The organism is Streptomyces sp. NPDC101166 (assembly GCF_044768125.1).
In the GTDB taxonomy this organism is placed as follows: Bacteria; Actinomycetota; Actinomycetes; order Streptomycetales; family Streptomycetaceae; genus Streptomyces.
Genome location: NZ_JBIWPF010000033.1, coordinates 14,302 through 27,808 on the forward strand (window position 1 = coordinate 14,302; position 13,507 = coordinate 27,808).

The window sequence follows — 13,507 nt, forward strand, 5'->3', positions numbered from 1 at the left end:
GGCCGCCCTCATGATCGACGAGGGTGCCGCTGATGTGAACCGTGTCGAGCACATCAGCCTTCACCCGCAGGCCCGGCCGGGCCCGGTCATCGGTGTCTATGTGCACGCACGGGACCTGGCGACGGCGGAATCGGTCGCCGAGCAGGCCTGGCAGCGCGCGACAGCACTTGATCCCACCCTCCTGGAATGGAGGCTGGTGTCGGCGGAGGTGCCTTTGATGCGCCCCGACCTCGACCTCTGAACAGCCCGATTTCCACACGGAAAAGGGAACTGAGCATTCCAGTCGGCGGACTTTGGACTGAATGCGCCAAGGCCGCTTTGCCCACCCTGCATCCCCTTCTGCTCCCCCTGACGGCGGACAAGACTCATCTTCGTCGCCACAACTCCTGAGCAGAAAAAAAAGGGGAACCCAATGATCCGTCAGCTTCTTCTCACCGCCGCCGCCGGTGCCGTCGTCGTCCTGGGCGCCCAGTCCGCTTGCGCCGCCGACACCACCACGCCCGCCGCCGGCGCGGTCGCCCGCAGCGTTCAGCTGACCACCGTCAACGACGACTCCGGCTGGCAGGCCCCGAACCCGGCCACGTCGGGTGAGGAAGACTCGGGCTGGCAGGGCCCGACCCCGAATCCGATCATCACGACCAACGGCGACTCCGGCTGGCAGTAGGGGTCAGGAGCAACACCCCTGATGACCCCCACACCCATTCACCAGGAGTTGTCGCTGTGACCGCCGAACCGATCGAAAGACCGCAGACGCGCAGCAGTTCCGACTACTTGCTCGCGCTGCGGGACAAGGGCCTCAACGAGGCGCCCGTAGAACTCGTCCACATCGAGGACCTGCACGTCTCCTCCTCCCCTCGCGCTGACGGCGTCGACCAGGAGTACGCCCGCACCCTCGCCGACACCGAATCCGAGCTCCCCCCGATCCTCGTCCACCGGCCCACCATGCGGGTCGTCGACGGACTGCACCGTCTGGCAGCCGCCCAGGCCAGGGGCGAGAGCCTGATCAATGTCCGCTACTTCGACGGTGACACCACCGACGCGGACCTCCTCGCGGTCGCCCTCAACGTCTCCCACGGCCGTCCGCTCTCCATGGAGGACCGCGTCGGCGCAGCGGAGAGGATCTTCGCCTCGCACCCCGAGTGGTCCGACCGCGCCGTGGCAGCAGTGGCCGGTCTGTCCGCCCGCAAGGTCGCGGAGATACGCCGCAACTCCTCCGGGACGTTCCTGAACTGCGCGCGCCGCATCGGACTCGACGGCCGGGCAAGGCCCGTGGACTCCACCTACGGCAGAGAGCTGGCCAGTCGTCTGATCAAGGAGAACCCCACCGCCTCACTGCGTACCATCGCCCGCCAGGCCGGCATCTCACCCGCCACCGTCGCGGACGTCCGCAGCAGGGTGATGCGAGGCGAGGATCCCGTACCGGCCCGCCAGCGAGGACATGCCTCCGCCGCAGCCCCGACCAACCTCGCAGGCCACCGCCCGTCCCCGCCCGTCCCCGCCAAAGCCCGGTCGGCAGCCGAACTCGGCTCCCTCTTCGACGCCCTGCGCCGGGACCCCTCACTGCGGTTCACCGAAGCGGGTCGCCACATGCTGCGCATGCTCGAAGCCGCCGCCCTCCTCGCTCGCGACCGGCAGCGCATCGTCGAGAACGTGCCCGCCCACTGCAAGATCCAGATGTCGGAGCTGGTCCACGGCTACGCCGAGATCTGGGAACTCTTCGCGCACGACCTGAAGAACCACTTCGAGGCCGAGAGCGCCTGACGACGGGTCCGGCTCGCGGCATCGTGCGTGCCCCCCGCAGGCGACGACGGTTTCGCACCCCACCGCGGTACACGCACCTTTCCTCTGCCCGGACGGTCAAGTCCGGCCCCCCGCTGAGCAGATGAGGCACCTCCATGCTGCGCACCGCCGTTGTCATCGGCGCCGGCCTGATCGGAACGTCGATCGCCCTGTCCCTGTCCGCAAAAGGCGTCACCGTCTATCTGGCCGACCGGGAACCCATGGCGGTCCTGACCGCGGCCGCGCTGGGCGCGGGACAGGCAGGGGAACCCCCCGGCCCCGTCGACCTGGCCATCCTCTCGGTGCCGCCCGGCGAGATCGCGCCGACCCTCAAGGACGCCCAACACCGTAACGTGGCCAGGGCGTACACCGACGTCGCCAGTGTCAAGTCCCAGGCGTTCGAGGCGATCGAAGACGCCGGCTGCGACACCCGCACGTATCTCGGCGGCCACCCCATGGCGGGCGGTGAGCGCTCAGGGCCCCTCGCCGCGCGCGCGGACCTGTTCGAAGGCAGAGTCTGGGCGCTGGTGCCCACCGCGTCCACCTCCGACGACACCTGGCACACGGTGCGCACCCTGGTCGAGCTGTGCGGCGCGGTCCCTCTGGTCATGGACCCGCACGGGCACGACAGAGCCGTCGCCCTCGTCTCGCACACCCCGCACCTGGTCGCCAGCCTGATGGCGGCCCGGCTGGAGCACGCCGCCGAAAACGAGGTGAGCATGGCCGGACAGGGCGTGCGCGACGTCACCCGCATCGCCGCCGGCGACCCCGACCTGTGGCTCGACATCCTGTCGGCCAACGCCGGCACGGTCGCGGACATCCTGAGCGAACTGGCGCACGACCTCGACGAGGCGATCTCGGCCCTGCGGGGACTGACGGACGAGGATGGGACGAGACGCGGCAAGGATGCTCAGGCGCTCACCGGGCTGCTGACCAGAGGCTGCGCCGGCCACGGCCGGATCCCGCACAAGCGCGACGCTCTGCAGGGCAGCTACGTCACCGTCTCGGTCCTCATCGGAGACCAGCCGGGCGAACTGGCCCGGCTGTTCACGGACGTGGGCGCGGCGGGCGTCAACATCGAGGACGTGTTCATCGACCACGCCCCCGGACAGGTCACCGGGCTGGTGGAGATGCTGGTGACCGCCGAGGCGGCGGAACGGCTCACCCGGACGCTGCGGATGCCGAGCACGATCATGGCGCGGTGACCCGGCTGAGACGACGACCCCGCCCCCGTAACCGCTGTCAACTGCGGTCCTACGCAGTCGAACAGGACGACGGACCCGTTCGACTGGCCACGGTCGACGCACCCGGCGAGAAACTCCAAGCTTGGGCAAGCCTGTCCGGCCTCAGCTGCGGAGGACCTCATGACCCAGCCACCCCCACGACGACCACAGGCACGGTCCGCCCACGTGGTACACGTGCGACAACTCACCCCGCGCAGAAGACGCGTCGTGCTCGGTGTGGACGATCCGGCAGACCTCCGGATCGGACCGTACACCGACCAGTACATCAGACTGCTCATCGCACCGAGAGGCATGACCTATACCCAGCCCTTCGACCTGGAGCACATCAAGGCCACCCAGCCGGGAGAGCTTTGGCCCCGATTACGCTCCTACACCATCCGGGCCTGGGACCCGGACAGCGGCGAGATCACCGTCGACTTCACCATGCACGGCCACAACGGCTTGGCCACCGAATGGGCCCGACGGGTCGAGCCGGGCGAGATCGTCCACTTCATGGAACCCCGTGGCGCCTACTACCCTCAGCCGAGCGCCGACTGGCACCTCCTGGTGGGAGACGAGAGCGCGCTCTCCGCTGTCGCCGCCGGTGTCGAAGCGCTGCCGAAGGGCGCGCGGGCCACAGTCCTGCTCGAAGTGGACGACCCCCTCGAAGAACAGCGCATCGACGCGCCCGCGGGAGCCGACATCGCCTGGCTCCACCGAGGCGCCGACCGCGTGGGCGCCCGCCTCCTCGACGCCGTGCACAACCTGCGCCTCCCCTCCGACGGCCTCCAGGCCTTCGTCCACGGCGAAGCGAGCTTCGTCCGTGAGATACGCCGCCACCTGCTGCTCGACCGCGACGTCCCGCGCGAGGACGTGTCAGCCTCCGGCTACTGGCGTCTGGACCACACCGACGAGCACTGGCGGGCCTCCAAACCCGCGTGGAACGCACAGATCGCGGCCGAGGAGGAGCGACTGGTGGAGACCGCGCTCAGCCCCCAGCGGTAACCCGCCACCCCTCTCAGTCACGCACCGCGCAGGCGGCCGCGGCGGCCCTTGGCCACCCCGACGTCGGTGAGCGACCAGGCGGGCACGGGCAGCGGACAGCGCATGACCGATCCACACACCATGAGGAAGGAAGCACATGCGTCTGGGAACGCATCAGGAGAGCCGATCAGCGGTCATGACCGCACCGGTCACGAAGCCACGCACAGCGGACGTGGTGGTCAAGGCAGGCGGGGCGCTCCTGGCGGACCCCGTGGCCTCGGCCGCTCTGGCGGCGGACGTGGTCGCCCTCCACCGCAGAGGACTGCGCCCGATCGTCGTGCACGGCGGGGGTCTTCAGATCACCGAGGTCATGCAGCGCCTGGGCGTCGAAGCACAGTTCGTGCACGGCCAACGGGTGACTTCGCCGGACGTCCTGGACGTCGTGCGCATGGTGCTCACAGGCCGGTTGCAACGCGAGCTGATCGGCACGCTCAACCGCTACGGGCCGTACGCGGTGGGACTCTCCGGAGAGGACGCCCACCTCATGTCCGCACGCCGGCGAGACGCGGCGAACCTCGGCCAGGTGGGCGATGTCACCGGTGTGGACGTCAGCCTCCTGACCACGCTCCTGGACGACAACCGTATCCCGGTCATCTCCTCCCTGGCCGTGGCCGACGACGGAGCCGCTCTCAACGTCAACGCGGACGCCGCGGCGGCGGCGGTGGCCGTGGCGGTGGGAGCCCGAAGTCTGGTCATGCTCATCGCCGCGCCCGGCTTCTGCGTCGACTGGCCCGAACAGAGCACCCCCGTGCCGGAACTGACGGATCGCCAACTGGAGTCGATGAACGATCGGTTCACAGGCGGGATGCTCCCCAAGGCCGAGGCGTGCTTGAGCGCGCTGCGCGGCGGGGTGACCCGCGTACACATCACCGACGGACGTCGACCGCAGGCCACCCTGGACGCCGTGACATCACGGCGACCCGCCGGGACCACGGTGGTCGCCGCGCAGCTCGGTGACCCGCCGTCCGCAGTGACCCACACGACGCGCACGGGGTGAGTCGCGTCTCACCGCGGCAGCGTTGCTATGCAACTAGGTGCATAGCAGGATGGGGTGCATGGCACTCGAGCACGCGATCCTCGTTTCCCTGCTGGAGAAGGCGGGCTCCGGCTATGAGCTGGCCCGGCGGTTCGAGCGGTCCATCGGCTACTTCTGGACCGCCACGCACCAGCAGATCTACCGCGTGCTCAAGCGCATGGAGAACGACGGCTGGATCGACGTCCGGGAGGTCCCCCAGTACGGGCGTCCGGACAAGAAGGAGTACTCCGTCGCCGAGCCCGGTCGCGCCGTGCTCTCCGCGTGGCTCCACGAACCCACCGAACCCGAGAGCGTCCGGCACGACCTGGCCGTGAAGGTGCGCGGGGCGGCCTTCGACGATCCTGCCACCCTGATCGGCGAAGTCGAGCGGCATCGGCAGGCGCACACGGACCGCCTCGCCCACTACCTCGCGGGCGAGGCCCGCGACTTCGGTGAGCCCCCCGCTCACGGCCCCTTGGAAGCCGAACGGGAGCTCCAGCACGTCGTGCTGCGCGGCGGCATCGCGTACGAGCGGATGATGATCGCCTGGCTCGACGACGTCCTCGCCACACTGGCCGGACTCGACGCCGGCCGCTGACCGGCCGAGCAGCCCCGAGGCCCGACCCGCACCCACCCACACCCCTCCCAGACGAAAGGCGGCACCATGGCCGACGCCCTGCTCTTCAACCCGCGGACGTACGACCCCGCGCACTTCGACCCGGAGACCCGCAGGCTGCTGCGCGCCACCGTCGACTGGTTCGAGGAGCGTGGCAAGCGACAGCTGATCGAGGACTACCGGACCCGCGCCTGGCTCGGCGACTTCCTCGCCTTCGCCGCCGAGGAGGGGCTCTTCGCGACCTTCCTCACCCCGGCCTCCGCCGCCGGAGAAGCAGAGGGCGACAAGCGCTGGGACACCGCCCGCATCGCGGCCCTCAACGAGATACTCGGCTTCTACGGCCTCGACTACTGGTACGCCTGGCAGGTCACCATCCTCGGCCTCGGCCCCGTCTGGCAGAGCGACAACGCCGACGCGCGAGCCCGCGCCGCGCAACTCCTCACCCAGGGCGAGGTGTTCGCCTTCGGACTGTCCGAGAAGTCCCACGGCGCCGACATCTACTCCACCGACATGCTCCTGGAGCCCGACGGCGCGGGCGGCTTCCGGGCCACCGGCTCCAAGTACTACATCGGCAACGGCAACGCGGCCGGGCTCGTCTCCGTCTTCGGCCGCCGCACCGACGTCGAGGGCCCCGACGGCTACGTCTTCTTCGCCGCCGACAGCCGCCACCCGGCGTACCGCCTCGTCAAGAACGTCGTCGACTCCTCGAAGTACGTCAGCGAGTTCCGCCTCGAGGACTACCCCGTCGCGCCCCAGGACGTCCTGCACACCGGCCGCGCCGCCTTCGACGCCGCCCTCAACACCGTCAACGTCGGCAAGTTCAACCTGTGCACCGCCTCGATCGGCATCTGCGAGCACGCGATGTACGAGGCCGTCACCCACGCGCAGAACCGCATCCTCTACGGCCGCCCCGTCACCGCCTTCCCGCACGTGCGACGGGAGTTGACCGACGCCTACGTCCGCCTCGTCGGCATGAAGCTGTTCAGCGACCGAGCCGTCGACTACTTCCGCACCGCGGGCCCCGACGACCGCCGCTACCTCCTCTTCAACCCGATGACGAAGATGAAGGTGACCACCGAGGGCGAGAAGGTCATCGACCTGATGTGGGACGTCATCGCCGCCAAGGGCTTCGAGAAGGACAACTACTTCGCCCAGGCCGCCGTCGAGATCCGCGGCCTGCCGAAGCTCGAGGGCACCGTCCACGTCAACCTGGCGCTGATCCTCAAGTTCATGCGCAACCACCTCCTCGACCCCGCCGCCTACGAACCCGTCCCGACCCGTCTCGACGCGGCCGACGACGACTTCCTCTTCCGGCAGGGCCCGGCCCGCGGCCTCGGCTCGGTGCGCTTCCACGACTGGCGGCCGGCGTTCGACGCGTACGCCCACCTGTCCAACGTAGCCCGTTTCCGTGAACAGGCCGACGCGCTGTGCGAGTTCGTCCGCACGGCCGCTCCTGACGAGGAGCAGAGCCGGGACCTCGACCTGCTCCTCGCCGTCGGGCAGCTCTTCGCGCTCGTCGTCCACGGGCAGCTGGTCCTGGAACAGGCGGCCCTGACGGGCCTGGACGAGGACGTGCTCGACGAACTGTTCGCCGTCCTCGTGCGGGACTTCTCCGCGCACGCCGTCGAGCTGCACGGCAAGGACTCCGCGACCGAGGTCCAGCAGCACTGGGCGCTCGGCGCGGTCCGGCGCCCGGTCGTCGACGCGGCGCGCTCGCAGCGCGTCTGGCAGCGCGTCGAAGCCCTGTCCGGGGCGTACGAGATGAAGGACTGAGGCCTCGGCACGGCAGGGCGGGAGACAAGGCGGGGTGGGGCGCATGCGCCCCGCCCCGCCTGCGTCGCCCCCCATGGAAGCCTCAGTCGGCGAGTAGCCCGGGCCGGCAGCGCCAGGACTGCAGAACCGTTCCATCGGACATCCGACCGACGGTCAGTCGACGGAGGCCATGAAGTCCAGCATTCTGCGGTTGGTCTCCTCCGCATGGTCGATCTGCGGCCCGTGGCCCGTGCTGGAGACGATCTCGGCTCGTGCACCGGGGATCAGCCGCGGCACACGCTCCACCTGCCGCTGCGGGTGCAGGAGGAGGCTTCGCTTGCCGAGCACCAGATAGAGCGGAGTCCGGATGGTGGACAGCTCCTCCTCGGACAGGGGAAGCGGCGACGGGCGGCGTATGCGGTAGGCGCGCATCGACGCTCTGATCATCGCGCGCAGTTCGGGTACGACGAGGACCGGTTGTTCGAGCCAGGCCGCCAGTCGCGGGCGGAGCGCCTTGGGCGCGAAGGTCGCGAAGAGGCTCGCGAAGATCCAGACGAAGAAGCGCAACCCCACCTTCTCCAGGCCGCCGGGGTCGAGCAAGGTGACCGAGGCGAGGCGGCCGGGCCTGCGGTGCACCTGGTTCAGGGCGAGCCAGCCACCGTAGGAGGAGCCGACGAGGTGCACGCGGTCGAGTCCTAGCCCGGCGAGCGTCTCGTCCAGCCACTGCGCCGCACGTTCTGGCTGGTGAATGGGTTCGCGCTGCACGCTGCGACCGGGATCGCCCGGGGTGTCGATCGCGTAGACCGGCCGGTCCGAGCTGAGGGCCGCGGTGTTCGGATACCACATGGCGGAGCAGGAGCCCGCCCCGTGCACCAGGACGACGGGAGTGCGGGACGGGACAGCCTCGTTCGCGGAGCCGTAGCGGTAGACGTGCGTCGTACCGAAGGACGTCTCCACATCCTCTTCCGCGACCGCGGGCGCCCCCAGCGCGTAGACCGCGTCACAGGCGGTGAAGTAGCGATCCCGCAAGGCGTCGCTCGTATAACGGCCGACATCGGCCTGGGGTCGGGCAGCGGTCTCGGGCATGGCCACCTCCGGTATTCGCGGTTCGTGATACGAACGTACCATGAACTTGATACGGCTGTATCATCAAGAGGCCCGTGAGAGCCGCAGCGGGAACGACGAGTGGAGACCGGCCGATGCCCAAGCGCGTGGACCACGCAGAACGCCGAACCGAGATCGCCGAAGCCCTCGTCCGGGTCGCCGGCCGACGAGGGCTGCACGCCGTGACGATGCGCGACGTGGCAGCGGAGGCGGGCGTATCACTGCGGCTTGTGCAGTACTACTTCCAGACCAAGGAGAAGTTGCTGTTCTTCGGGCTCGAGCTACTGGCGCAGAGGTTCGGGGAGCGGGTCTCGGCCCGGGTACGGGCGGCCGGGGAGAACCCCGGTCCGCGCGCGATGGTCGAGGCGCTGCTGATGGCGGCGCTGCCGGCCGACGACGAGAGCCGCACCTTCCACCACCTCTACACGTCATACGCGGTTCTGGCCGTGAACGACCCGGCCCTCGCGGCCCAGCCCTTCATCAAGAACCCGGAAGCCGCCGAAGACACGCTGACCGAACTCCTCCGGCAGGCGCAAGAAGCGGCACTGCTCGAGCCCGGTGTGGACGCGCGGTCGGAGGCGGCCGGCCTGCTCGCCATGTCCGCGGGACTCGGCACCAGCATCCTCGTCGGCCAGCGCAGCCCCGAGTCCGCGACCGAAGTCCTGGACCACCGCCTGAACCGAGTCTTTCGCACCAGTGAAGGGCCCTGACATGAGCGACCGCAGCCCGGCAGCCATGGAACTGCGGACCGCCAGGCTCTCGTTGAGCCGCCCGACCGCAGCGGATGTCGACGCGATCCTCGCCGTCCACCGCGATCCCGAGACCTGCACCCACAACCCGTCCGATGCCCTCGCCGGGTTCGAGGAAGCAGAGGCGCTCTACCGGCGCTGGGACGACCAGTGGCGGCGGTACGGATACGGGTACTGGGTCGTCCGACGCCACGGCTCCGCTCAACCCCTCGGATTCTGCGGAATCAAGCCCATGGAACTGCACGGAGTCGCGATCCTGAACCTCTTCTACCGTTTCGCCGCTTCAGCCTGGGGCCAGGGCTTCGCCTCCGAAGCCGCGGCCGCGGTCGCCGCCTGGGCGTCCCACCACCAGCCCGACCTCCCGCTGATCGCCCGCGTCCGCCCGGCCAACCTCGCTTCCCAGCGCGTGGCGATACGCGCCGGACTCAACCGAGCCCGGCATCTCGACACCGAGGGATACGACGGCTTCGACTGGATCTACATCGCTCGACCGGCGAACAGGGCCACGCCCCCTGCCGAACCGATCTCATAGCGACGACACCCGTCTCCAAGGCCCACCCTCACCCGAAACGGAGACATGGACGTGGCTCCGGCCGCCGGCACTGCTGTGCGCCTGGGCGAGGTGCAGGGTCGGCATGCGGAACAGCCAGTCCCCACTTTCGGGGATCGTTCCATCGCGTACACGACGAGGGCCAGTGGTTCATCACGTCACGGACTTCTGATCAGGTGTGGGAGGCCAGCGGCTGTGCCAGACGCCTGGCATGATCGTCCATCCGGCTGGCACCCGTTCGAGAAGGGCGTAGCCCGCATGGCTGGTGGCTCTTGCGGTTCCTAGCCTCGGGTCATGATCTCTCCTCGTTCACGGTTGTCAGCTGTGGTGCTGGTGCTGGTGCTGGTGCTGGTGCTGGTGCTGGCGCTGGCCGTGTCGTCCCCGCTGTCCGCCGCGGCGTCGGCCACACCGCACCCCTCAGGCACGAGTTGGTCCGTGCAGCGTGACGCCGACGCGCTGCGGGACACCGGGGTCACTGGAGTGGCCGTCCGCCTGGAGACTCCGCGCGGGACAGTCACGGCCCGCTCCGGAGTGGGGGACCTGGTCACTCACCGCCCGGTTCCCAAGGACGGCTACCTGCGGCTGGGCAGTACCACCAAAACGTTCGTCGCCACCGTCGTGCTGCAGCTGGTGGGCGAAAAGCGGCTGTCCCTCGACCAGACGGTGGAGCAACTGCTGCCCGGGGTCGTGTCAGGAGCCGGAAACGACGGACGGACCATCACCGTCCGCGACCTGCTGCAGCACACCAGCGGCCTGTCCGACTACATCTCCGAAGTCTTCCCTGAGCCCAGTGCGCAGACCTACTTCACCCACCGGTGGCGGGCCTACAAACCCCAGGAGCTGGTCGCCCTGGCCATGCGCCATGAGCCGGCCTTCCCGGCAGGAACCCGCTGGGTGTACTCCAACACCAACTACGTACTCGCCGGGATGATCATCGAAAAGATCACCGGCCGCACTTGGGAACAGCAGGTCCACGACCGCATCCTGCGCCCGCTCGGCCTGGAACACACCGACACCCCCGGCACCCGGCCCTTCCTGCCGCATCCGCACACGGCCGACTACCAACAGTTCGCTGCCGACGGCCCGATGACCGACACCACCATCCCCTACCGTCCCTTCGACAGCGGCGCCGACGGCTCGATGACCGGCACGGCCCGCGACCTCAACCGCTTCCTCACCGCCCTGGTCGACGGACGGCTGCTGAAGCCCGCCGAGTTCGCTGCCATGCGGACCACGGTCCCGATGCCGCAGGACAGCGGCCATCCCGCAGGCACCCGGGACGGCCTGGGACTGTTCTCCACACCGCTGTCCTGCGGCGGCGGCTACCTGGGACACGGAGGAAGCGGCTTCGGATACGTGGTTCATGCGGCGACCACCACGGACGGCCGGCGCACCGTCACCGTCTCCGCGCACAGCCGCCCGGCGGACCCGCAGACCGCGGACCGTCAGGAAGACGCCCTGCGCAACCTCATCGACCACGCCCTGTGCCGCACCACTTGAGAGCACGCCCTTCAGGCTGCCTGTCCGTCGCCCGTTCGCTCAGGCGCCAGTCGGACGCCTGAGCGAACGGTTCTCCCCGGTGGCGCCGAGCCCGCTGCGGCAGCCGGGCGAGGGTGGGCGGCATCCGGCCCCAGCCGTACACCGCGCCCGGGGACCCTGCCTCCGCGCACGATCACCGGGTCACGTTCGAGGCGCCTCCTCCCGGGGCGATCAGTCCCGTCTCGTAGGCGAAAACGACGGCCTGGACCCGATCGCGCAGATCCAGCTTGGACAGGACGCGGCCGACGTGGCTCTTGATCGTGGTCTGGCTGAGATGGAGCCGGGAGGCGAGTTCGGCGTTGCTGAGGCCCGTCGCGAGGAGACGAAGCACCTCCAGTTCACGCGGAGTCAGGGTGGCCAGATCACGGTGGGGGGCGATGGCCTGTGGTTCGTCGGGCTTGGCGAAGCGTTCGATCAGACGGCGGGTGATCGTGGGTGCGAGGAGAGCATCGCCGGACTGCACCAGACGCAGAGCGGCCACCAGGTGCTCCGGGGAGACGTCCTTGAGCAGGAAGCCGCTGGCGCCGGACGTGAGGGCGGCGTAGACATAGTGGTCGAGGTCGTACGTGGTGAGGATGATGACGCGGGTCTCCGGCAGGCCGTCACTGCCGAGGATGCGTCGGGTGGCCTGGATACCGTCCATCTGCGGCATCCGGATGTCCATGAGAACGACGTCGGGCCGCGTGCGACGGACCGCTGCGACGGCCTCGGCCCCATCAGCGGCCTCAGCGGCCACCTCGATGCCGTCCGCGGCCAGAATCATCCTGAAGCCGGTGCGCACGAGGGCCTGGTCGTCCGCGATGACCACGCGCAGCGGCGGCATGTCCGCCGTCATGCCGCGCTCCGCGGGATACGGGCCGTGACCCTGTAGCCGCCGTCGTCCGTCGGCCCGACCGTCAGCTCGCCTTCGTAGACGGCAAGTCGCTCGCGCAGCCCCAGGTGGCCACGGCCGTTGCTCTCCACCGGTGAGCAGCCCTTCTCCCCGCCCGTGTCCGTGACCTCGATCTGCAGACCGGTGTCGGTGTAGCCGATGGAAAGGGACGCCTCCGCGCCGCGTGCGTGCTTGACGGTGTTGGTCAGCGCCTCCTGCACGACGCGGTACGCCGCGAGGTCCACGCCCGGTGGCAGTGGTTCCGGTGGCAGCGACAGCCCGACGCTCACGGGCGTCCCGGCAGCGCGTACCCGCGCGACCAGCGCGTCGAGCTGCGCGAGCCCCGGCTGGGGCTCCAGACCGTCGGGCTTGTCCTGATCGGGAGCCGTCAACAGGCCCATGACGTGCCGGAGTTCTGCCATGGCGGCCCGGCCGCCCGCCTCGACGGCCAGCAGCGCCTCCTTCGACTGCTCCGGCATCACGTCCATCACCTTGCGTGCCGCACCCGCCTGGATCACCATCACGCTCACATTGTGGGTGACGACGTCATGCAGCTCGGCGGCGATGCGGGCACGTTCCTCCTCGACGGCCCGGCGCGTAGCCTGCTCCTGAGCCTCCTGCAGTTCGACGACCCGGTGTCTGCTGGACGCCAGACGCAGGTGCAGAAAGCGGACGAGGCTGGCCAGCATCCCGGCCACCAGCAGCACGAAGCCCGGGCTGGACCATCCCGGGACCACCGGATCCGCATGGCGGAAAGCGACACCGGACAGGACAGCGGCGATCACCAGGACGGCGATCGACAGAATCCGGTATCGGCTGTACACGACGGCGCTGTAAGCGGCGATGACACAGGCCAGGACGGTGATCCAAGAGGCCGAGCCGCCGATGGACAGACTCGCGCCGAGCACCGCCACGAAGACCGCCAGCGGGTAGCGGCGCCGCAGGACGAGCGGCAGCGTCGACGCGAGGACCAGGGCCCAGGGCACAGGAGGAAGGTCTGCCTCCCCGGGCGCCTGATCGGGGCCGGGCGGCGGCGGGACCGGGATCCCGGTGCCGACGTCGATCTTGGGCGGGTCGATGGACACCGGTCCGTCGCCGGGGTAGCGCATCGCGACGAACACACCGATCGCACTCAGGACGATCGCCAGCACCACATCGGCGCGCACCGCTCTTCGGGACAGCGGGGCGGCCTTCGCCTCGGGGCGTAGCGCGTCCACGAGCTGTCGCTGCCTGCCGCGCCAGTGATCCGTCTCCATCCGACACAT

At 69.6% G+C, this 13,507-nt stretch carries 14 protein-coding genes; 11 read left to right on the forward strand and 3 right to left on the reverse strand.

Annotated features, from left to right (window positions below; genetic code table 11):
- The first annotated feature begins 34 nt into the window (after window positions 1–34).
- The 8 genes from ACIRS4_RS34400 to ACIRS4_RS34435 all read left to right on the forward strand — a co-directional run bounded on the left by ACIRS4_RS34400 (window position 35) and on the right by ACIRS4_RS34435 (window position 7,450).
- Window positions 35–241: a hypothetical protein gene (locus ACIRS4_RS34400; protein ID WP_404203544.1), complete on the forward strand. Its 207-nt coding sequence runs from the start codon at window positions 35–37 to the stop codon at window positions 239–241.
- Between the two features lie 171 nt (window positions 242–412).
- A complete protein-coding gene (locus tag ACIRS4_RS34405) occupies window positions 413–664 on the forward strand; it encodes a hypothetical protein (RefSeq protein ID WP_404203546.1) in 252 nt (83 codons plus the stop codon).
- Window positions 665–720: 56 nt separating this feature from the next.
- Window positions 721–1,761, forward strand: a complete 1,041-nt coding sequence (locus ACIRS4_RS34410) for a transcriptional regulator (RefSeq protein ID WP_404203548.1) — start codon at window positions 721–723, stop codon at window positions 1,759–1,761.
- A gap of 137 nt (window positions 1,762–1,898) precedes the next feature.
- Entirely contained in the window at window positions 1,899–2,984 is a 1,086-nt protein-coding gene (locus ACIRS4_RS34415; RefSeq protein ID WP_404203607.1) for a prephenate dehydrogenase, read from the forward strand.
- Between the two features lie 159 nt (window positions 2,985–3,143).
- Window positions 3,144–4,007 (forward strand): siderophore-interacting protein, encoded by an 864-nt coding sequence (locus ACIRS4_RS34420; protein WP_404203550.1) that lies wholly within the window; start codon window positions 3,144–3,146, stop codon window positions 4,005–4,007.
- 175 nt (window positions 4,008–4,182) lie between these two features.
- A complete protein-coding gene (gene argB, locus ACIRS4_RS34425) occupies window positions 4,183–5,043 on the forward strand; it encodes an acetylglutamate kinase (protein ID WP_404203552.1) in 861 nt (286 codons plus the stop codon).
- A 58-nt stretch (window positions 5,044–5,101) separates the two neighbouring features.
- A complete protein-coding gene (locus tag ACIRS4_RS34430; RefSeq protein WP_404203554.1) occupies window positions 5,102–5,659 on the forward strand; it encodes a PadR family transcriptional regulator in 558 nt (185 codons plus the stop codon).
- Window positions 5,660–5,725: 66 nt separating this feature from the next.
- Window positions 5,726–7,450: an acyl-CoA dehydrogenase family protein gene (locus tag ACIRS4_RS34435; RefSeq protein WP_404203556.1), complete on the forward strand. Its 1,725-nt coding sequence runs from the start codon at window positions 5,726–5,728 to the stop codon at window positions 7,448–7,450.
- 153 nt (window positions 7,451–7,603) lie between these two features.
- Here ACIRS4_RS34435 and ACIRS4_RS34440 read toward each other — a convergent pair whose 3' ends face one another.
- On the reverse strand, window positions 7,604–8,515 hold the full coding sequence (locus ACIRS4_RS34440; protein WP_404203558.1) for an alpha/beta fold hydrolase: 912 nt from the start codon (window positions 8,513–8,515) through the stop codon (window positions 7,604–7,606).
- A gap of 113 nt (window positions 8,516–8,628) precedes the next feature.
- On the opposite strand from ACIRS4_RS34440, the gene ACIRS4_RS34445 reads away from it, so the two are divergent.
- The 3 genes from ACIRS4_RS34445 to ACIRS4_RS34455 all read left to right on the forward strand — a co-directional run bounded on the left by ACIRS4_RS34445 (window position 8,629) and on the right by ACIRS4_RS34455 (window position 11,332).
- Window positions 8,629–9,243 carry a TetR/AcrR family transcriptional regulator gene (locus ACIRS4_RS34445; RefSeq protein WP_404203560.1) on the forward strand — a complete coding sequence of 205 codons (615 nt, stop codon included), beginning with the start codon at window positions 8,629–8,631 and terminating at the stop codon, window positions 9,241–9,243.
- 1 nt (window position 9,244) lies between these two features.
- Window positions 9,245–9,814: a GNAT family N-acetyltransferase gene (locus tag ACIRS4_RS34450; RefSeq protein WP_404203562.1), complete on the forward strand. Its 570-nt coding sequence runs from the start codon at window positions 9,245–9,247 to the stop codon at window positions 9,812–9,814.
- Window positions 9,815–10,126: 312 nt separating this feature from the next.
- Window positions 10,127–11,332, forward strand: a complete 1,206-nt coding sequence (locus ACIRS4_RS34455) for a serine hydrolase domain-containing protein (protein ID WP_404203564.1) — start codon at window positions 10,127–10,129, stop codon at window positions 11,330–11,332.
- Between the two features lie 172 nt (window positions 11,333–11,504).
- Here ACIRS4_RS34455 and ACIRS4_RS34460 read toward each other — a convergent pair whose 3' ends face one another.
- Together ACIRS4_RS34460 and ACIRS4_RS34465 are read right to left on the reverse strand one after the other, a co-directional pair.
- Window positions 11,505–12,206 carry a response regulator gene (locus ACIRS4_RS34460; RefSeq protein WP_404203566.1) on the reverse strand — a complete coding sequence of 234 codons (702 nt, stop codon included), beginning with the start codon at window positions 12,204–12,206 and terminating at the stop codon, window positions 11,505–11,507.
- Window positions 12,203–13,498: a sensor histidine kinase gene (locus tag ACIRS4_RS34465; RefSeq protein WP_404203568.1), complete on the reverse strand. Its 1,296-nt coding sequence runs from the start codon at window positions 13,496–13,498 to the stop codon at window positions 12,203–12,205. The genes ACIRS4_RS34460 and ACIRS4_RS34465 overlap by 4 nt, the downstream gene beginning before the upstream one ends.
- Window positions 13,499–13,507 lie beyond the last annotated feature (9 nt).